This window comes from Neobacillus drentensis (genome assembly GCF_036962765.1).
GTDB lineage: Bacteria > Bacillota > Bacilli > Bacillales > Cytobacillaceae > Neobacillus > Neobacillus drentensis_C.
In genome coordinates this window covers 15,454-34,601 of the sequence record NZ_JBALOS010000044.1, presented here as the reverse complement: position 1 = coordinate 34,601, position 19,148 = coordinate 15,454, and the positions used below count along the sequence as shown (strand labels likewise).

Genomic DNA, 19,148 nt, shown 5'->3' with positions numbered 1-19,148 from the left:
CTTGTGGCATTTGACCATAGGCTGGGTTCATAACAGGCAATTGCGGCATAAAGGATGATGATTCATCATCAAAGTGTGGCGCAACAAACGATGTACCTGCCACTGATGGTGCTGCCCCTGGAGTACCTGCATACCCACTAGGCATTACAGGCGGCATTGGTATTCCCGCACCTTGCACTTGCGGGTAAGGCATGAATGGCTGCATAGGCATCGGGAACCCGCCAAATGGTGGACAGAATCCAGGTCCTGGCATAATTGGTGTAACAGGTACACAATAATCCTGTTGCGGGGCTACCGCTTCTGGTGCTTGCATTACTGGTGGCGGTGCTGGAACGAAAGGTGTCTCTTTGATTGGCGCTTCTTTAATTGGTATTTCTTTGATTGGCATTTCTTTTATTGGTTTTTCTTTGATTGGCACTTCTTTGATTGGCATTTCTTTCTTCGGTACTTCTTTAATCTCAGGAAGGATATTGGCAGGTTTAGGCGGTAGTTGTGGCTGTACCATCATATTTTGCATGTTCATCATGTAATAATTATTAATATCTATTTCTGGGACGATTTGTAGAGGCATTTTTGGAGTATAAGGTGCTTTTGGTGCTTCTTTGATTATTGGAGCTTCTTTTATTGGGGCCTCCTTAATTGGTACTTCCTTGATTGGTGCTGCTTTAATCGGTGCTTCCTTTATCGGTGCTTTGGTTATGGGTTTCTCTTTGACTAACGGTTGCTCAGCAAGCGGCTTTTCCTTCTTAACTCCTAAGTTGATTGTAGTACCCTGTTTAGTTCCCATTGGGGCTTCTTTTTTTATTGTTCCACCTGAAGTTGGGACCTTTACTTTCATACCGGGCATAATCATATCAGGGTTGCTGAGCTGTGAATTCATCTTTTTCAGCTCTTCAAAATTCACGCCGTACTTCTTGGCAATCTTCCAAAGAGTATCCCCTTTCTGTACGATATGGATCTTCACTCTGATTTCCCCTCCTATGGCATAAGTCCATATAGTCTATGTGAAAATGGGCAAAGTGCTATCCTTCTTCACAAAAACTTATGCTTTTTTTAAAAAGAATATGAATCCCCCCTGAAGAATTCATTAAATATAAAAAGATGCAATTCAGATAAATTGCATCTTTTCAACGATAATTATGAATTTTTTAACATCCGCTGAAGAGCCAATTTTGCATTTTCAGCCATTTCAGGACTTACTTTAATCATATTATTTGTCTCCTCAAGTGTATCGAGGCTCCAGACTAAATGCGGCAGGTCTATCCTGTTCATCGTTAGACATGGACACATATGCGGATTTAACGAGATGATTTTTTTATCAGGATGATTTTGAATCAAGCGATTGACAAGATTCATTTCTGTCCCGATGGCCCAAGCCGTGCCAGGCTCAGCATTTTCAATCGCTTTAATAATATAACTGGTTGAACCTGCCATATCGGCTAATTCCACCACTTCGCGGCGGCATTCCGGATGAACGATGATTTTCATTTTCGGATATTTATAGCGTGTATCAATCACATTTTGAACCGTGAAATTTTCATGAACCGAGCAATGCCCTTTCCAGAGGATGACTTTAATTTGTGAAGGATCACCTTCGAATTCGAGTTCATTTGTTATCGGGTTCCATATAGCCATTTCGTCTAAGCCAACACCTAGTTCAAAGGCTGTATTTCTGCCTAAATGCTGATCGGGTAAGAATAAAATTCGTTCTTTCATCTCAAATGCCCACTTAACCATCGTCTCTGCATTGGAAGAGGTTACTGTTGCCCCTCCATGTGCACCAACAAACGATTTAATGGCTGCGGTTGAATTAACATAGGTTAATGGAAGAATTGTATCTCCAAAACGTTCCTGAAGCTTTTCCCATGCTCTTTCGGTTTGCGGAAGATCGGCCATATCAGCCATCGAACAGCCTGCGCGCAAATCAGGCAAGATGACCTTTTGATGATCATTCGTTAAAATATCGGCTGTCTCTGCCATAAAATGAACACCACAGAAAACAATAAATTCTGCTTCTGTATTTTCAGCTGATAATTGTGCAAGTTGTAAAGAATCACCTGTTGCATCAGCAAATTGAACGACCTCGTCTTTTTGGTAATGATGACAAGGAATATACAGACGAGAACCAAGTTCCTTCTTCACTTCAATTACCCGGTTTTCGAGTTCCTCTCTCGACATTTGTTTGTATTTTTCAGGGATCATCCTATTTTTTTGTAACGACGCCAAGATATTCATATTACTCATCTCCTTTATTCCATTGCACTTTTACACTGATATCGAGTGCTTTATACGAATGAGTTAAGTACCCGAGGGAAATATAATCTACACCCGTTTCGCGATAATCAGCAATATTAGCCAATTGGATTCCGCCTGAGGCCTCCGTGATAATCGTCGAGGGAACCATTTTAATTAGTTCTTTAATTTCAGCAGGAGTACGATTATCGAACATAATAATATCTGACCCTGCATTTACCGCTTCTATGACCTGTGCTTCGGATTCAACTTCCACTTCAACCTTTACCATGTGGCCAGCCTTTTTTCGCACAGCTTCCACTGCCTTGGAAATGGAACCCGCAAATGAAATATGGTTATCTTTTATCATGACTCCATCATATAAACCATAGCGGTGATTATATCCGCCTCCACAGCGAACAGCATACTTTTCAAGCATGCGAAGTCCAGGTGTAGTTTTTCGCGTATCACAAATTTTTGTATGGCCGCTATCAAGCATATCCACCGTATTTCGGGTTAGAGTGGCAATCCCGCTCATCCGTTGAACAAGATTTAGAATAACTCTCTCCCCTTTTAATAAATCAGCTATTTTCCCAGAAACTATGGCTAAGCGGTCACCATAGTTAATTGCTTGGCCATCCTTCACAAAAACACGCGTCGAAATCTCGTTATTCAGCAACTGGAACCCAGTTTTAATAATTTCTTCTCCACAAAAAATCCCTTCATCTTTTGCAAGAAAAACAATTTCTCCTTTTGTTTCTTCCGAAAAAATTAAATCGGTGGTGATATCTTGTTCGCCGATATCTTCGATAAAAAACTTCTCAAGTTGCGAGCGCAGTTTCAATATGTTCATTGGACTTCTCCACTCCCCATTTATAATTTTGAATAATTGATTTCCTTAACCAATGGTGATCATCTTCTTTTGGGAAATCACTTCGAAAATGACCGCCCCTGCTTTCTGTCCGTTTCATTGCAGCATCTGTAATGAGCTTAGCAATGGTCAGCATAAACACCTTTGTTAGGTCATGAGTTGAACATGTATCTAAATCGATGTTTTCAGCCAAATATTGATTTATCCAAACTTGCTGCTTTTTCAAATTCACTTCATTTCGAACAATCCCAACTCGTTCCATCATGAAATCCTTAATTTGTTGGACATCCGGTAATTGAACTACTCCTGCTCCCTCATTATGTGAATGAAGGTAATATTGGTTCGCTTCTACTTCTTGAGGCTCTTTCCATGTTTCATTTATCCACTTCGATAAATGTTCCCCTTGAAATAATCCTTCTAATAAGGAATTACTTGCTAAACGATTGGCACCGTGAAGTCCTGTGCAGGAGGCTTCACCGATCGCATATAACCCGTCAATGGAAGTACGTCCAATTAAATCGGTTTTAATTCCACCCATTAAAAAATGACTTCCAGGAGCAACAGGAATTTTTCCCTCCGCTATTTGGATATCATTTTCCTCACATATCAATGTGATTGAAGGAAATCTTTTACTAAAGTTATCAATGGTACTTATATCTAAATAAACCTGTTTTCCTTTTTTTAGGTATTCATAGATTCTTTGTGAAACTACATGCCTCGGTCCGAGATCTTTTAAGGGGTGTACTCCCTCCATGATGCGAGTCCCGTCATCTGTAACGAGAATAGCCCCTTCTCCCCTGACTGCTTCAGAAATTAATCCTTTGGTTTCACCGTTTATATATAAAAGTGTTGGATGAAATTGATTAAATTCCATATCGACGATGTCCGCACCGGCTAAATAAGCCATCGCAATACCATCCCCGCTGACAGATTGTGCATTGGATGTATACGTATATAACTGACCACAACCCCCGGTTGCGATAATTACATGCCTGCCAAAAAAGCTCTGAATCGATCCATTGGTTGTTTTCGCTTTAACGCCGATACATCGATTTTGTTTGGCATTTAGAAGTAATTCATAAGCGAAGGCATTTTCTTCGACAGTTATATTTGGCCTTTCTTTAAGTACACTAATCAAATACTCCATGACATTCTTACCAGTTGCATCACCGCCGCCATGAACGATTCGTTTCTCACTGTGTGCCCCTTCCATCCCAAGAAACAATTCACCCTTTTGATTTTTATCAAAGATATCACCTTGAACTGCCAAATTCTTGATCAGTTCGGGTGCCGCCGAAATGACTTCTTGAACAACATCATGATTGTTGTGAAATCTTCCCGCTTCAAGCGTATCAACAATATGTTTAGATGGGTGGTCGTTTACACCCAGTGCTGCCGCAATTCCTCCTTGAGCAAGATAAGAATTGGCCGTCCTTAATTTTTCTTTTGTGAGTATCCTCACATTCACATCGTTAGTTAACTGAACAGCCAGCTGTAAAGCCGCTATTCCACTTCCAATGATTAATACATCATTATTTGTCATGTATTGACCCTCCTGACATAACAGGTGTCTTGACATATATATTTACATAGAATTAAACTAAAAACAAGTATTTTTATAGAAAAGTAGAAATGCCATATGATAGAACTTGACTGTTACTAAGTTTAGGTTGATTCCATATCCTAAAAAATAAGAATGGGAGAACAATCATGAAATATTTTGATTTTGCAGCGACTACTCCACTAGACCAAGATGCAGCAGAGGTATATTTGAAAGTTGCAACAGAATACTTTGGTAACGCAAGCAGTCTCCACGATTTCGGCGGTCAATCAGCTGCTTTACTTGAGAATTGCCGCGAAGAATTGGCCAATCTTTTAGGAATTGATAAAAAAGGACTGTTCTTTACAAGTGGTGGTACTGAGGGGAATTTTTTAGCCATAGAAGCTTTGTTATCCACGCCCAAAAAAGAGGGAAAACATATTATTGCAGGAATCGCGGAGCATTCATCCATCCATGGAATCCTTACTCGACTACAGGAATCCGGATATGAAATCACACTGCTTCCGTTTAACTCAAAAGGCCTAATTGATCAAGAACAGCTCATCCATTCAATTAAACAAGAAACGATTCTACTAGCACTTCAGCATGTGAACTCTGAAATCGGCACCATCCAGCCAATCGATGAAATCGCAAGGATTTGCAGAGCTAATGATATCCATCTTCACAGTGATTTTGTTCAATCTTTTGGAAAAATCGATGTTAAAAGGATTGCACCACTTGTCAGCAGTTTTTCTTTTTCAGGTCATAAAATATATGGCCCAAAAGGGATTGGGGGAGTATACGTTGATCCTCATCTAAAATGGGAGCCTTTTTTTCCAGGAAGCACTCATGAAAGTGGATTTCGTCCAGGCACCTTAAATGTTCCAGCCATTGCTGCGATGACAGTCGCCGCACAAAAAATAACCGGAAAATTGCAAGAAGATACAACTAAATATCATTTGTTGCGGAGAACTTTTATTGATACGCTTGAGCCGATTATAGAAAGAGTGGAAATATTTCAAGCTGACGATGGCTCGCAGCTCGCTCATATTATGGGGCTTCGGATTTCTGGAATGGAGGGCCAATGGATGATGTTAGAATGCAATCGGCTTGGCTTTGCCATTTCAACAGGAAGTGCCTGTCAAATTGGCATGCAATCCCCTGCAAAAGTGACCCAGGCATTAGGGTTAACCGCTGCCGAAGCAAAAGAATTTATCCGTATTTCGTTTGGCCAGTCCACTTCCTTGGAAGATGTCATGAAGCTTGGGGAAAGTATCGTTCAAATCGTTCATGCATTCAAGGCTGCCGTTATATAAAAAAAATAAACTGTGCTAAAATAGTAAAACAGCAATAACAATAGGGGGAATTTTATGGTAGAGCAAAAAAAAATATTGGGAGAGGAAAGGAGGTCTTTTATTTTACAACTGCTAAAAGACAGTCCTGTCCCGTTGACAGGAAGTGAACTTGCCAATCGAACCAATGTTAGCAGACAGGTGATTGTCGGGGATGTCACCCTTCTGAAAGCAAAGAATGAACCAATTATTGCCACGAGCCAAGGTTATATTTATTTAAAGCAAAATACCAGCAATTATTCTTTTGAAAGAACGATTGCATGCAGGCATTCACCTGATGACACCGAAAAAGAACTGAATTTGCTCGTTGACCATGGGGTATTAGTGAAGGATGTCAAAATTGAACATCCCGTGTACGGTAAATTAACGACTCAGATCATGGTTTCAAACCGCCAGGAAGTAAAGCAATTCTTACAAAGGTTAAAAACAACCAATGCCAGCCTATTATCAGAATTAACTGGAGGTGCTCATATACATACAATAGCTGCCTCCAGTGAACAGGCTCTCGAAAAAGCGGAATTAGCACTATTGGCAGAAGGAATACTAATAAATTCTTGATATGCAACAGCGAAAGTAGTGGATTTAATAATCTACTGCTTTTTTTGTACTCCATTGGGCCTTTATGGACATTACTTGGTAAAAAAAGTAAAGTCCATTAAAACAAAAAAAGCTTCCTATCATAAGGATAGGACAGCTTCCATGTTTATTAATTATATATTTCATTTTTAACGGAAAGTGATGGATAGGAACCGAGGATTCGGACACCACAGCCTAATGCCTCGATTTCCGCGATTGCTCCTGGAATTAACACCTCATCCATTTTCATTTCAAGATCAATAATGAAAAAGTAATTGCCAATTCCTGTTTTCATCGGTCTTGATTCAATCTTAGATAAGTTTAATTTTCTCCAGGCAAATGCAGATAGCACCTGATGAAGAGCCCCTGCTTGATCGGATGGAAGGGTAACCATCAGCGTTGTTTTATAATGAGTTGAACCGCTGATGGACTGAAAATCAAGGTCTTTCTCGGAAAGAACAACAAAGCGGGTATGATTATAATCAAAATCGTGGACATCCCTTTTCACAATCGATAACCCATACTCCTGTGCAGCAAGCTCATTGGCAATCGCAGCAATTTTCAAGTCAGGGTTTTCCATTACCATCATTGCGGCGGCGGCAGTGGAAGAAACACTTTCAAATGGAACACCTTTAAAATGGTTATGTAAAAATTTATGGCATTGGGCAATGGCATGGGAGTGGCTATACACTCTGCTGACATCCTGCCAATTTTCCTTATTATTTGGATGAACCATTAAATGCTGCTTGATTGGTAAAGTGATTTCCCCAATAATTGGTATTTGGACAACTTGTGTTAAATAATCAAGTGTAATATTTACTGAGCCTTCCAATGCATTTTCGATTGGAACGACAGCTAGTTCTACTTCTTTATCTACAATAGCATCCATACTTGCAGGAATTGTTTGATAGGGCTCAAGTTCAAATCCTTGAAAAACTTTTTTCACGGCTAATTCTGTGAATGTAGCTTTTGGTCCTAAGTACCCAACTTTCACTGTTTCCCCACTCCTTACTTTTTAAAAAATACTGTTAACCTTACAATGTTGATTTCCGCTCCAGGCGCTCAGCGCCGCGCGGGCGGTCCGGGAGCCTCCTCGGCGCTGCGCCTTTCTGCGGGGTCTCCCTTGACCCGCTTTACCCCAGTAGTCTCGCACCTTATGCTCCAATCAACGTATTGGCAAAATTATCACTAAATTTAACATAAAAAGAAAGCTGAGAGCCAGTGGTAGTTATTTCTACACACCTGTTCCCAGCACTTCTACCTTTTCTACAAATTCGAGTTTTCTTAGTTCTTTTAGCAACTCTTCAATTTCCATGGTAATGTTTGAAGTGTTTAATGAGAGTGTCACATTTGCCCTGCTTTGCAACGGAATCGTTTGGTGAAGGGTAACCACATTACAGCCTGAGTTTGCAACAACACTGAGCAATTTAGACAGCGTTCCTGAGCGATCTTCCAAATGAAAGAAAAGCGAGACAATCTTTTCCTTCTTAATGGTAGAAAAAGGAAATACTGTATCTCTGTATTTATAAAAGGCACTTCGGCTTAAATCTGCTTTTTGGACAGCATCCGCAACGGATTCGGCCTTACCTCTTTCCAGCATTTCTTTCACATCAAGTGTCTTTTTCATCGCTTCTGGCAAAACATCTTCACGCACTAAGTAAAATTTTTTATCCATTTTATCACTCTACCTTACTTTCTTCAGGACAGGGACCCTTTTTACTCAATAAACTCAAATTCAAACTCTAATAATTTCACAATATCCCCGTCTTTTGCTCCTCTTTGTCTTAACGCATCATCCACACCTAGACCACGAAGTTGACGTGCAAAACGGCGAACGGATTCTTCTCTAGAAAAGTCTGTCATTTTAAAGAGTTTATCTGTTTTTTCACCAGAGACGACAAATGTTCCATTCGGTTCTCTTGTAATTTTAAATGCTTCTGGTTCTGCCTCGTGCTTATAAAGAACACGATGCACACCTGTTGTTTCTTCTTCCTCATGCTCAAGCGGAAATTCAGGTGTTTCCTCAATCTTATCGGCAACAGCATACAATAGTTCACGCAGCCCTTTTCTTGTTACCGCAGAAATCGGGAAGATCGGATAATCCTCTTCAAGCTGCTCTTTAAACTTTTTCAAATTTTCCTCTGCTTCAGGCATATCCATTTTATTGGCGACAATGATTTGCGGACGCTCCGTTAAACGTAAATTATATTCACTTAATTCACGATTAATGGTCTGGTAGTCCTCATATGGGTCTCTGCCTTCCATCGCAGCCATATCAATGACATGGACAATAACCCTTGTCCGTTCAATATGCCGTAAGAATTGATGACCAAGGCCTACCCCTTCACTTGCCCCTTCAATCAATCCCGGAAGGTCTGCCATAACAAAGCTTCTGCCATCTTCTGTTTCTACCATCCCAAGATTCGGAACAATGGTTGTAAAATGGTATTCAGCGATTTTTGGCCTTGCCGAAGAAACAACTGATAATAGCGTCGATTTCCCAACACTTGGAAATCCAACTAGACCGACATCAGCAAGCAGCTTTAATTCAAGGATTACTTCACGTTCTTGACCTGGTTCTCCATTTTCAGAGAGCTCTGGTGCTGGATTTGCTGGTGTAGCAAATCGTGAATTTCCGCGCCCGCCACGGCCGCCTCTTGCAATAATTGCTTGTTGTCCATTTTCGACTAAATCAGCAATAACTTCATTCGTATTGGCATCAATTACCACTGTCCCAGGCGGTACCTTAACAATCATATCCTTTGCACCGGCACCGTGCTGGTTTTTGGACATGCCATGCTCGCCACGCGGTGCTTTAAAATGACGCTGATAACGGAAATCCATTAACGTACGTAATCCTTCATTTACTTCAAATACCACATTGGCACCTTTGCCGCCGTCCCCGCCAGCTGGACCGCCTTTTGGTATATATTTTTCCTTACGGAACGCGACCATACCATTACCGCCGTCTCCGCCTTTTACATAAATCTTCGTTTGATCAACAAACATCTTATTCCTCCAGTCTGCATTTCGAATCAACAAATGTCACGAAAAGTGCCTTAACTTTCCTATTTTTTTTGATAAGGTATATAAACTTCTAATGCAAGTTCGTTTTCTGAGAAGTCCTTGACCACTATATCGAGTAGACAATTGGGTTCTGCAAGGAATTCTTCTATTACTTCATTTTTTATTATTATCCCGCTAAAATCAAAAAAGAAACGAAGCCCCTTTGATTGCTGGTCAATTGTTATGGATAAATGATTTTCTTGGAAGAGTTCAATAGCCTTGTTTAAACAATTAAAAAAAAGACCCGTCCACTCTGTTAACATTTCCTCATTAATTTGGAAGGATTTCGTATCTTGAAACACTTCATATTCCAGTTTAAAGGATGGATTCTCCCAATTTGATTTTAACAGCAAAGAGGCAAACATAGGCATTTTCAAATTGGAAAGCTTTGACTCGTGCTGTGCTTCTATAATAATTTCATCGATGACCGCTCTAGCCCTATCGATTCGATTTAAATCTAAGTTCCCCTTTATTAATTGAAGCCTATTTAACCAATCATGTCGAGAATGACGCAGCACCTCAACAATATCCCATTCTTTCTCCATAGGTACACTCCCACATTAGGTGTCTCAACACCATTTTGCTGATAGTATATCAAAAAATTAACTATGAGTAAGCTTATTTTTGTGATGAAAGATTATTTGAGGCAAAAAAGAAGCATCTACGAAGCGTTTTCCCGAAGTATATTATGGAAGGAAAAATTCGTTAGCAAAAAGAAAACTCTAACCAAACAGGTTAGAGTTTTCGCTAGTTCCTTAAGCTTCTTGAGCTACTGGATAAACGCTCACTTTTTTGCGATCACGACCGAAACGTTCAAATTTCACAACGCCGTCAACTTTTGCAAAAAGTGTATCGTCGCCTCCACGGCCAACGTTTTCACCTGGGTAAATCTTTGTACCGCGTTGACGGTAAAGGATTGAACCACCAGTTACGAATTGACCATCTGCACGCTTAGCGCCAAGACGCTTTGCGATAGAGTCACGTCCGTTTTTTGTAGAACCTACACCCTTTTTAGATGCAAACAACTGAAGATCTAATTTTAATAACATTTATTCCACCTCCTGCTTTTTGAAGGTAATCTTTATGTGCTTTCCGTATTCTTCTTCAATCGTACGCAATGAAACAGTCATACCTTCTAGAAGAAGTTGTACTTTCTCATGAATGTCTCCCGGAAGATTTTCTGGTACAACACAGCGGAGAAAGCCGCTTTCATGCTCAATCTCGGGCGTAACACCTGTTAAAGCGTGCACAGCATTGATTGATCCAATGGATACTGAAGATACGCCTGCACAGACGATATCCTTGCCTCGATTGGCGAAAAATGCATGACCACTTATTTCGAATGATTGAATAAATCCGGACTCAGTACGATTAATCGTAATTTGAATCATCTATAAGTCAACACCTTACGCGTTGATTTTTTCGATGACTACTTTAGTGTAAGGTTGACGATGACCTTGCTTCTTACGGTTGTTTTTCTTCGCCTTGTACTTGAAAACAATGATTTTCTTTTGACGGCCTTGTTTTTCAACTTTAGCTGTAACTGTAGCACCTGCAACAACAGGAGAACCTACTTTTACATTTTCACCGCCAACGAAAAGAACCTTGTCAAAAGTAACTGTTTCACCAGCCTCAACATCTAATTTTTCAATGTAGATAGCTTGGCCTTCTTCGACTTTCAATTGCTTACCGCCAGTTTCGATAATTGCGTACATGAACTGCACCTCCTTATAAACTCAGACTCGCCATAGACAGGCGCTTTAAGCAAAAGCTTAAGACTTAGTACCTGTTCTGTGCGGTTGTAGCACGGGTGCTACAAACATAACATTAAAATCCTAACATATTCTAGGCAAAAGTGTCAATAGAATTTTAGAAAGATCATGTTTCAATCCAATCCCTTATGGGCAATCTCGTTTACATCGCCGAACTGCTTTAAAACATAGTAATGGCGGTTAGACGGTTGAATCGAAAAATAGAACTTTAAATGTAAGAGTTCTTCTAATGCTTCTCGATGGGCTTCATTAGGTCCTAGAAATTGCTCTTTCACCTCAGCAGTCGTTTCGACCAAGACGGCTTCAAATTCGGAATAGTGATGCTCCAGCAGTTCACGCTCAAGCCTAAAGCCGACCGTTTCTGGACTCAGAATCCGCCCCGTCCCATCACAAACAGGACACTTCACCTCGAGTGCCTCTGAAAGAGTAACCTTCGTTTTCTTGCGTGTCAATTGAAGAATCCCTAGCGGGGTAAAGCCTATCATCTTAGTTCTTTTTTGATCTTTAGTTAACTCCGTTTCCATCAGAGTCAGAATGGCTTGCTTGTCCTTTTCGCGTCTCATATCAATGAAATCAATGAGGACTATTCCGCCGATATCGCGCAGACCCAGCTGCCTGACTATTTCCTTCGCAGCCAACAGATTCGTTTTTAACACCGTTTCCTGATAATCTGACTTCCCGGAAAATTTCCCCGTGTTCACATCAATTATCGTTAACGCTTCGGTTTCGTCAAAAATTAGATAGGCGCCGTAATCAAGCCAGACAATGCGCTTGAGGGCTTTATCAATTTCATGCTCCACATTATGTACAGAAAAGATATTTTCTTTCCCATTGTAATAAATAGATTTAACCCGGTCATTTTGCTCCTCGGCTAGCTTTTTTACTGATAAGTCATCGACGATAACTTCTCCGTCAGTCATTCTAGCCACTTTGTCCAGGATCAATTCGATGAAAGTATCTTTTTGAAAAATAATTCCCGGCTTTTTAAGGGACGCAGTTTTCAGGATGAGCTGTTGATACTGCTCGCGCAGTGTCTCTAGTTCCGTTTGGGTTTCTTCTTCCGTACTAGATAGAGAAGAGGTCCGGAATATGATTCCTTCTTCATCTGTCTTTAAACGACTGCCGATTCGACGAAGGGCGGCTTGTTGTTTATCATCCGCAATTTTTTTTGAAACGGCTACATATCGACCCTTTGGCATGTAAATCAAATTAGGACCCGCGATTTCAATAATCCCTGTTACTCTGGCACCTTTCGTACCGGTTGCATCCTTGTCGACCTGAATGAGCATTTTTTCACCCTGATGGACGAACGAGCTAACGTTTTTTTCTTTTTCAGCCGATAAGAGATAGGAAGGAAGGACATCCCGGTGTAAATAAGCATTTTTCTCCTCGCCTATATCAATGAACACTGCATTCATCCCAGGCAATACTTTCGTCACAGTCCCAAAATAAATATTACCGACCAGCGATCGATGTTCTGGCCGGTCAAATAGGATCGTTTCAACACGGTTGTCTTTCAAATAAGCAAATCGCTTTTCACGTGAATTGTAATTAATAATTAATCTTTCCAAACAAGCGACCTCACTTTTTTCTACTGTCTAGCTTCAGCTCCCAGCAACTAGTGTACTTCGCACTTCTCCCTACGATAAGTCAACATCGAATCGCTCCGCTCTCCGTGTTTCCTTTATCTCAGTCGAAGCGCTCCAGTCCATACGTTGCTAAACGGTCGCTTCCGCTTTTCTTTTTATTATACTCTTTTTTAGTATGAAAAAAGAAGGTCGCTTATTTTGTCGGTTAAGCGTTTTTCGGTAAAATAGGCATGTAGAAGTTCATTTTCGTCTAGCATCCCTTTTTCCTTGCCATCTGCTTCAACGATGATTGGATGTTTGCAGCCGCGTTGAAACTTTTCTAAGACGTGGATCAGTAACTCCTCTTCATTGGCCTCAATCGGTTTCAAGGTTTGAAGACTTGATTTCTTCCCGTAATACCGCTCTAGTAAAAACCTCATAAAGATAAAGCGCCGCTGCTTCCATTCATGATAAAGCGAGAAATAAAGGAAGGCGATGATGATCCAGACATTGATATGGGTTGGGGCAGCTATCACGATAATCAGTGAAAAGATTGATAAGCTAATCAATGAAAGGATGAGCGTTAGTCGATGCGCAGTTGGAAAGGAACGTTTTAGTGAAAGCAGCAAGAATAGCAGTTTCCCCCCATCAAGCGGCCAAACTGGAAAAAGATTGAATATAAAAATCATCAGATTATAGCTCAAAAAAAGCTGAAACAGCTCCCCAGACATCAGGTTGAAACTAACTAACCCATAGGCTAGGGCCACCATCCACACATGCTGGAGCGGCCCTGCAAGGATAACTATGGTCTCTTCTTTTAACGGTCGATTGCCATGCTCATCCATCTCGGCCACCCCGCCAAACGGCAGCAGGGTGATTTTTTTGACACGCCATGAAAAAAAAGAAGCCGCAGCAGCATGCCCCAGTTCATGGACGAAAATGATTCCCAGCAGTAAGCAAACCTCTAGGAAATGAGCTGTGGCAACTGAAAGTGCAATAATAATCCATAACAAAGGATGAATAGTAATCAGTCGCAGTAAATTTATGGCTCTATTCAAAGCGAATCACCTGAATTGGATCGATAAATGCATCATCTTTTTTAATGGCAAAATAATACTTGCCTTTGGATTTATCATCACTTGTAGAGTCAGAAACAGTGCCAACCACTGTTCGTTTTTCAACATACTCATATAATTTAACCTTAATTTCGTCTAAATTACCGTACCATGTTTCCGTTTTATCGGCATGTTGAATGACGACCGTTTTCCCAAGACCGTCTTTAACACCTGCAAACATAACGAAACCATCATTAATCGTTTGTACGGGCGCTCCTTTTCCGGTTTCTATCATAATGCCCTGCCCGTTTTTCTCAAAGTTTTCAAGGATTTTTCCCATCGCTGGGACGGAAAACTCGGTTTCAGCAACCTCTTTTTTCCCGACTTCATCTTTATCAGAAAAGGGCAGCAGGGCCAAAGGTTTTCCAAACTTGCTTTCGTACCAGTTTGATACTGTTGCAAACTTGAAATCCTTGTCCATTGTTTTCGTAACCACATCTCTTGCCGGATCAAAAGCAGCGGAATGGTTCCTAAATAATATGGCCACCACTAAAAATAAGAGGACAGAGGACAATATCTTGAAAAAGAAAACTTCCTTCTTAAATAATGGATGCCCGTCATCGCCATTACTACCCTCTGAAGTAGTAAACTGGTCAAAGCCGTATTTTTCATCGTCACTAGGCCAGGTAATCTGGCTGTCGGGACTTTTTACACTTGTGCCTTTTTCATTTTTTCGCTTGGCGATTCGTCGCCGAATTTCTTCCGGTGTAGACCGCGCCATTTCCATCCACCCTTTTCACACTAATTTGTACAAGTCTATGATGGGGGATTGAAGAGTATGTCTTTAAAATAAAACAACCTGTCCTCAAGTGCGTGGACAGGCTGTTAAAGGGCGATGTATTTTTTTATCTAACACCGAAGAATTTTTTAATTTTCGTAAACATACCCTTTTCTGCATTTTCGAGTGACTGCAGCGGAATAGATTCACCTAGAATTCTTCTCGCAATATTTCGGTAAGCAATGGATGCTTTATTATTAGGATTAAGGGCAATCGGTTCACCATGGTTAGAAGCTTTAATAACTTCATCATCATCAGCAACAATACCTATGAGTTCAATGGAAAGATGTTGAGTAACCTCATCAATCTCCAGCATATCCCCATTCTTCACCATATGATTTCGAATCCGGTTGATGACTAATTTAGGCGCCTCCATATTCGGTTGTTTTTCCAATAGACCAATGATGCGGTCGGCATCTCGAACGGCGGAGGCCTCTGGTGTTGTCACAACGATCGCCTTGTCTGCTCCGGCGATGGCGTTTTGGAATCCCTGTTCAATACCCGCAGGGCAATCAATAATGATATAATCGTAATCTTGTTTTAATTCTATGATCAGTTCTTTCATCTGCTCTGGCTTCACAGCTGATTTGTCAACGGTTTGCGCCGCAGGCAATAAGTATAATAACCCATCAAAACGCTTATCCTTAACAAGGGCTTGATGGATTTTGCATCTTTTTTCGACGACATCAACAAGGTCATAAATAATTCTGTTTTCAAGTCCCATAACGACATCCAAGTTACGAAGACCGATGTCAGTATCTACTAAACATACTTTTTTTCCTTGAAGGGCTAATGATGTGCCGATATTAGCAGAAGTTGTTGTTTTTCCTACTCCACCCTTACCGGATGTAATTACGATTGCTTCTCCCACTTTAATGTCCCCCTTCTAATCTCGTTAAATTAGGTCTTAATTGGATTAAAACTTGTAATCTATCAACAATGATTTGACGGTTATCATCGATGTATGCGCATTCCATTTCCCGCTTCTCATTGCTTTGCAGACTGTCTGGACCCCTATTTAAACAATCACTAATACGAAGCTGAGATGATTTCATACTAGATGCAGCAATGACCGCTTCATCATTGCCATAACAGCCAGCATGAGCCACACCCTTTAAGGTTCCCATAATGAATATGTTACCTCCAGCCATTACCGTTCCACCTGGGTTGACATCGCCAATTAACAGGAGGTCACCAGGTACCTCGAGGACTTGTCCGGAACGAATAATTCTAGAAACGGTCATGACCTCTGTTTCGGCCATTAACTGCTCAGCTTCATCTTTTGTGATTACATTAGATTCAATATCATCAACTTCAAAATTTTTCTTTTGGCGAATTAAGTTTTTTAATTCTTCCCGCTGAGACTCTGTTAAATAGCGGTTACCGATTTCCACTTTAACAGAGGTTAAATGACGCTCATCCTGTGTCCTGGAGTTTGCTGAAAGTTTATGATCAAGTTCCCTTTTGAGTTCTTCGTAGGAACAGCTATCATCAAGATGAAGGACAAGACCTTCCTTCGTTCCTTTTATTGTAACATTTTGCCGTTTTTTCATGGAGAATTTTTCACCTCATAATAAGAAAGCAATTTCGAAACAAGCCCATTTTGGATGTTTCAAGAGGGATTGGAAATCCCTCTTGCTTATTCCGAATCAAAAGTCATACTTATCCTTATAAATTTCGACACGATGCGTCCATTCTCCTCTTTTTTCAAAAAAATCATTCAGCCCTTAATGCTTCCGAATGTTTTTCAAAAAGCCACTTTAATGGATAGGCAGCAATGAGCGTCACCACTGCATTTAAGATAATGGTAGGGTAAAAACGCAAGTTCAAAAAGCCGATAAAATCAAGGTCTGTTACATGGATTAAATAATTCATTTCATAAACACCAATCTCCAATAGCGAGACCCCTAGAAGGGCAGCCAAAAAGGCCGTAATTAAATTGGATTGCAAAACCTGCAATAGTTTATAAATGAGATACGAGATAAATGGATAAAGGAATAAGTAAATGCCGATAATTTCGACATACACAATATCAAATAAAAGTCCAAAAATGGCTGCATAAATAATCCCATGTTTTTTTCCGACAAAAATCGTTAAAAACAAAATGGCAATAAAAAGAAAGTGTGGAACGAAAATTCGCTCAAACCCAAACACCTTCTCTGGTAAATACTCCACAAAAAGGCTTTCTATAATAAAAAGTAACAGAAATAAAAGAGGAAGAAGGACTTTTCTCACAAATCCTCCCCCTTCCCATCTGATGTTTCCATATTAACTGGCTGTGTCATTAATCTTTTTATAACAATGACATTTTCAATATCATAAAAGTTCGCACCAGGTTGTACTAAGGCCGTTTGATTTAACCCATACTGATCCGGGGTAACCTCAACCACTTTTCCAATCATCAGCCCTTTTGGAAAAATACCACCTAGGCCCGAAGTAATCACTTTTTGCCCTTTTTCAATTTTTTCACCGGATGGAATGGCTTTAACTAATAATAGTTTTCGCTTGTCATCAAATCCCTGTACAAATCCATAAACATCCTTCTTGCCTTGAATAACAGCAGAAATACGATTTTTTGGATCCATTGCACTTAACAATTGCACGGTTGAACTAAATTGTGTTACATTTTTTACTTTTCCAATCAAACCGGTAGCTGTAACAACAGCCATATTTTTTTCAATGCCGTTTAGTTTGCCTTTGTCGATAATAATCATTTCATGCCAACGATCAGGGTTTCTGCCAATTACGGTAGCTGGTAATGGTTTGAAGTCTCTCAGGGTTCTTTTTTCACCGAGAATGTCACGTAATTCTACATTGTCTTGTTTAAGCTCTTGCACTTGCGCCTCAAGATTAACAAGATTTTCGACCCGCGATTTTAATTCCTTATTCTCATCGTATGTATTTTGTAAATCCTGGAGATTTTCAAAAAAGCCTGTCACAAAATGAGTAGGCTTTGAAACCAGGGATTGAACCCAGCCGGTGGTATCTTTTAGAAATTGCTCCGGCCAAGATAGTTTGCTTCTCTCCCTTAAAGAAAACCCAATCAATGCCACGAGAACAATGATGCTGACAAGCAAAATAATCAGACGTTTATTCAGAAAGAACTGTGGCATGATTATACACCTCTATTTTTCTAGATAAAAATTATAGTTTTTTAAACTTAGCCTGTGCTTATTGTTTGGCACCAACTAAGATTATCGAGAATCTCTTGCTTTATTTTTGAATAAATGAATATGATCCAGTGCTTTTCCTGTCCCAATTGCCACGCAATCAAGCGGGTTTTCAGCAATCAGCACGGGCATTTTGGTTTCTTCACTAATAACCCTGTCCAAATTGCGAAGGAGCGCACCTCCACCAGTTAGAACAATCCCGCGATCCATAATATCAGCAGCAAGTTCTGGTGGTGTTTTTTCCAATGTATTCTTGACTGCTTCTACAATGGCGGAAACCGTATCTCTTAATGCTCCGGCAATTTCTTTGGCAGTAATTTCAATTGTCTTTGGCAGACCTGTTAATAAATCCCTGCCGCGAATTTCCATATTGTCAATGCCATCAGGGTTCCCAGCCGAACCTATTTCCACTTTAATGGCTTCCGCTGTACGGTCCCCAATCATCAAGTTATAGTTTTTTCTAATATAAGTAATAATCGAATCGTCCATTTCATCGCCGGCTACGCGGATAGAAATGCTTGTAACGATTCCACCTAAAGAAATGATGGCCACTTCGGTGGTTCCCCCGCCAATATCAACCACCATGCTGCCCGTAGGCTCCCACACAGGCAAATTGGCTCCTATCGCTGCAGCGAAAGGCTCTTCAATCGTATATGCATCCTTTGCCCCTGCTTGTCTGGTCGCATCGATGACAGCTCGTTCCTCAACGGCCGTTATCCCAGATGGAACACAAACCATGACATAAGGATTACCTGAAAATACATTTTTAGTTTTCTGTGCTTGACGAATATGGTATTTCATCATGGCTGCTGTTGTTTCAAAATCAGCGATAACTCCATCCTTCATCGGTCTTAGCGCGACAATATTCCCCGGTGTCCGCCCAATCATATTTTTCGCGTCGTTACCAACCGCGACAATGTTTTTTGTATCAGTTTGCATCGCCACCACCGATGGCTCACGCAGAACAATTCCTTTTCCTTTTACATATACAAGGGTATTGGCAGTTCCTAAATCAATCCCAAGATCTCTAGCTCTAATTCCAAACATAATTTTGTATCTCCCTTTCTGAACCGTAATGCAAAAACTCCAATAAATAGGTAATTACTTT

General features: G+C 40.5%; 20 protein-coding genes, 1 pseudogene and 1 other annotated feature. Of the genes and pseudogenes, 3 read left to right on the top strand and 18 right to left on the bottom strand.

Annotated elements, in window-relative coordinates; translation table 11 throughout:
* Nucleotides 1-602: 602 nt before the first annotated feature.
* Nucleotides 603-668: pseudogene (locus V7137_RS30615) on the top strand (hypothetical protein); the annotation flags it as partial.
* A 469-nt stretch (nt 669-1,137) separates the two neighbouring features.
* On the opposite strand, the gene nadA reads toward V7137_RS30615, so the two are convergent.
* The 3 genes from nadA to nadB are packed head-to-tail and all read right to left on the bottom strand — an operon-like array spanning nt 1,138 to nt 4,646.
* Complete coding sequence (gene nadA / locus V7137_RS07600; protein ID WP_335697522.1) at nt 1,138-2,235, bottom strand: quinolinate synthase NadA; 1,098 nt, start codon at nt 2,233-2,235, stop codon at nt 1,138-1,140.
* A gap of 1 nt (nt 2,236) precedes the next feature.
* A complete protein-coding gene (gene nadC, locus V7137_RS07595; RefSeq protein WP_335697521.1) occupies nt 2,237-3,085 on the bottom strand; it encodes a carboxylating nicotinate-nucleotide diphosphorylase in 849 nt (282 codons plus the stop codon).
* Nucleotides 3,054-4,646, bottom strand: a complete 1,593-nt coding sequence (gene nadB / locus V7137_RS07590) for an L-aspartate oxidase (protein ID WP_335697520.1) — start codon at nt 4,644-4,646, stop codon at nt 3,054-3,056. The genes nadC and nadB overlap by 32 nt, the downstream gene beginning before the upstream one ends.
* 167 nt (nt 4,647-4,813) lie before the next feature.
* Between nadB and V7137_RS07585 the strand changes: the two genes are divergently transcribed.
* Nucleotides 4,814-5,959 (top strand): IscS subfamily cysteine desulfurase, encoded by a 1,146-nt coding sequence (locus tag V7137_RS07585; protein ID WP_335697519.1) that lies wholly within the window; start codon nt 4,814-4,816, stop codon nt 5,957-5,959.
* Between the two features lie 54 nt (nt 5,960-6,013).
* Nucleotides 6,014-6,553, top strand: a complete 540-nt coding sequence (locus V7137_RS07580; RefSeq protein ID WP_335697518.1) for a transcription repressor NadR — start codon at nt 6,014-6,016, stop codon at nt 6,551-6,553.
* Nucleotides 6,554-6,701: 148 nt separating this feature from the next.
* Here the strand turns inward: V7137_RS07580 and pheA are convergent, their stop codons facing one another.
* The 15 genes from pheA to V7137_RS07505 form a co-directional block, all read right to left on the bottom strand.
* Nucleotides 6,702-7,565 (bottom strand): prephenate dehydratase, encoded by an 864-nt coding sequence (gene pheA / locus V7137_RS07575; protein WP_335697516.1) that lies wholly within the window; start codon nt 7,563-7,565, stop codon nt 6,702-6,704.
* A gap of 240 nt (nt 7,566-7,805) precedes the next feature.
* Complete coding sequence (locus V7137_RS07570; RefSeq protein WP_335697515.1) at nt 7,806-8,246, bottom strand: ACT domain-containing protein; 441 nt, start codon at nt 8,244-8,246, stop codon at nt 7,806-7,808.
* A 41-nt stretch (nt 8,247-8,287) separates the two neighbouring features.
* Nucleotides 8,288-9,580, bottom strand: a complete 1,293-nt coding sequence (gene obgE, locus V7137_RS07565) for a GTPase ObgE (RefSeq protein ID WP_335697514.1) — start codon at nt 9,578-9,580, stop codon at nt 8,288-8,290.
* A 59-nt stretch (nt 9,581-9,639) separates the two neighbouring features.
* Nucleotides 9,640-10,182: a sporulation initiation phosphotransferase B gene (locus V7137_RS07560; protein WP_335697513.1), complete on the bottom strand. Its 543-nt coding sequence runs from the start codon at nt 10,180-10,182 to the stop codon at nt 9,640-9,642.
* A 210-nt stretch (nt 10,183-10,392) separates the two neighbouring features.
* Entirely contained in the window at nt 10,393-10,686 is a 294-nt protein-coding gene (gene rpmA, locus V7137_RS07555; protein WP_191269736.1) for a 50S ribosomal protein L27, read from the bottom strand.
* Nucleotides 10,687-11,028, bottom strand: coding sequence for a ribosomal-processing cysteine protease Prp (locus V7137_RS07550; protein WP_335697512.1), 342 nt, complete (start codon nt 11,026-11,028; stop codon nt 10,687-10,689).
* A gap of 15 nt (nt 11,029-11,043) precedes the next feature.
* Nucleotides 11,044-11,352: a 50S ribosomal protein L21 gene (rplU, locus tag V7137_RS07545; RefSeq protein ID WP_026563440.1), complete on the bottom strand. Its 309-nt coding sequence runs from the start codon at nt 11,350-11,352 to the stop codon at nt 11,044-11,046.
* 13 nt (nt 11,353-11,365) lie between these two features.
* Nucleotides 11,366-11,448 (bottom strand) — a sequence feature (ribosomal protein L21 leader region).
* A 74-nt stretch (nt 11,449-11,522) separates the two neighbouring features.
* Nucleotides 11,523-12,980, bottom strand: coding sequence for an Rne/Rng family ribonuclease (locus V7137_RS07540; protein ID WP_335697511.1), 1,458 nt, complete (start codon nt 12,978-12,980; stop codon nt 11,523-11,525).
* Between the two features lie 188 nt (nt 12,981-13,168).
* The gene (locus tag V7137_RS07535; protein WP_335697510.1) at nt 13,169-14,035 is read right to left on the bottom strand and encodes a site-2 protease family protein; all 867 of its coding nucleotides are present in this window, start codon (nt 14,033-14,035) and stop codon (nt 13,169-13,171) included.
* Nucleotides 14,028-14,813 (bottom strand): M23 family metallopeptidase, encoded by a 786-nt coding sequence (locus V7137_RS07530; RefSeq protein WP_335697509.1) that lies wholly within the window; start codon nt 14,811-14,813, stop codon nt 14,028-14,030. The genes V7137_RS07535 and V7137_RS07530 overlap by 8 nt, the downstream gene beginning before the upstream one ends.
* A 124-nt stretch (nt 14,814-14,937) precedes the next feature.
* The gene (gene minD / locus V7137_RS07525) at nt 14,938-15,741 is read right to left on the bottom strand and encodes a septum site-determining protein MinD (protein WP_335697508.1); all 804 of its coding nucleotides are present in this window, start codon (nt 15,739-15,741) and stop codon (nt 14,938-14,940) included.
* A 1-nt stretch (nt 15,742) separates the two neighbouring features.
* The gene (gene minC / locus V7137_RS07520) at nt 15,743-16,423 is read right to left on the bottom strand and encodes a septum site-determining protein MinC (protein WP_335697507.1); all 681 of its coding nucleotides are present in this window, start codon (nt 16,421-16,423) and stop codon (nt 15,743-15,745) included.
* A 163-nt stretch (nt 16,424-16,586) separates the two neighbouring features.
* The gene (gene mreD, locus V7137_RS07515) at nt 16,587-17,105 is read right to left on the bottom strand and encodes a rod shape-determining protein MreD (RefSeq protein WP_335697506.1); all 519 of its coding nucleotides are present in this window, start codon (nt 17,103-17,105) and stop codon (nt 16,587-16,589) included.
* Nucleotides 17,102-17,983, bottom strand: a complete 882-nt coding sequence (gene mreC / locus V7137_RS07510) for a rod shape-determining protein MreC (RefSeq protein ID WP_335697505.1) — start codon at nt 17,981-17,983, stop codon at nt 17,102-17,104. The genes mreD and mreC overlap by 4 nt, the downstream gene beginning before the upstream one ends.
* Before the next feature lie 81 nt (nt 17,984-18,064).
* Nucleotides 18,065-19,087 carry a rod shape-determining protein gene (locus V7137_RS07505; RefSeq protein WP_218347815.1) on the bottom strand — a complete coding sequence of 341 codons (1,023 nt, stop codon included), beginning with the start codon at nt 19,085-19,087 and terminating at the stop codon, nt 18,065-18,067.
* Nucleotides 19,088-19,148 lie beyond the last annotated feature (61 nt).

What these genes read in the sequence shown, in the direction of transcription:
- minC (WP_335697507.1), bottom strand. Translation starts at nt 16,423, where the DNA reads ATGAAAAAACGGCAAAATGTTACAATAAAAGGAACGAAGGAAGGTCTT.
- V7137_RS07570 (WP_335697515.1), bottom strand. Translation starts at nt 8,246, where the DNA reads ATGGATAAAAAATTTTACTTAGTGCGTGAAGATGTTTTGCCAGAAGCG.
- V7137_RS07505 (WP_218347815.1), bottom strand. Translation starts at nt 19,087, where the DNA reads ATGTTTGGAATTAGAGCTAGAGATCTTGGGATTGATTTAGGAACTGCC.
- nadA (WP_335697522.1), bottom strand. Translation starts at nt 2,235, where the DNA reads ATGAATATCTTGGCGTCGTTACAAAAAAATAGGATGATCCCTGAAAAA.
- rpmA (WP_191269736.1), bottom strand. Translation starts at nt 10,686, where the DNA reads ATGTTATTAAAATTAGATCTTCAGTTGTTTGCATCTAAAAAGGGTGTA.
- V7137_RS07550 (WP_335697512.1), bottom strand. Translation starts at nt 11,028, where the DNA reads ATGATTCAAATTACGATTAATCGTACTGAGTCCGGATTTATTCAATCA.
- nadB (WP_335697520.1), bottom strand. Translation starts at nt 4,646, where the DNA reads ATGACAAATAATGATGTATTAATCATTGGAAGTGGAATAGCGGCTTTA.
- obgE (WP_335697514.1), bottom strand. Translation starts at nt 9,580, where the DNA reads ATGTTTGTTGATCAAACGAAGATTTATGTAAAAGGCGGAGACGGCGGT.
- mreC (WP_335697505.1), bottom strand. Translation starts at nt 17,983, where the DNA reads ATGCCACAGTTCTTTCTGAATAAACGTCTGATTATTTTGCTTGTCAGC.
- V7137_RS07585 (WP_335697519.1), top strand. Translation starts at nt 4,814, where the DNA reads ATGAAATATTTTGATTTTGCAGCGACTACTCCACTAGACCAAGATGCA.
- nadC (WP_335697521.1), bottom strand. Translation starts at nt 3,085, where the DNA reads ATGAACATATTGAAACTGCGCTCGCAACTTGAGAAGTTTTTTATCGAA.
- V7137_RS07580 (WP_335697518.1), top strand. Translation starts at nt 6,014, where the DNA reads ATGGTAGAGCAAAAAAAAATATTGGGAGAGGAAAGGAGGTCTTTTATT.
- rplU (WP_026563440.1), bottom strand. Translation starts at nt 11,352, where the DNA reads ATGTACGCAATTATCGAAACTGGCGGTAAGCAATTGAAAGTCGAAGAA.
- V7137_RS07560 (WP_335697513.1), bottom strand. Translation starts at nt 10,182, where the DNA reads ATGGAGAAAGAATGGGATATTGTTGAGGTGCTGCGTCATTCTCGACAT.
- V7137_RS07530 (WP_335697509.1), bottom strand. Translation starts at nt 14,813, where the DNA reads ATGGCGCGGTCTACACCGGAAGAAATTCGGCGACGAATCGCCAAGCGA.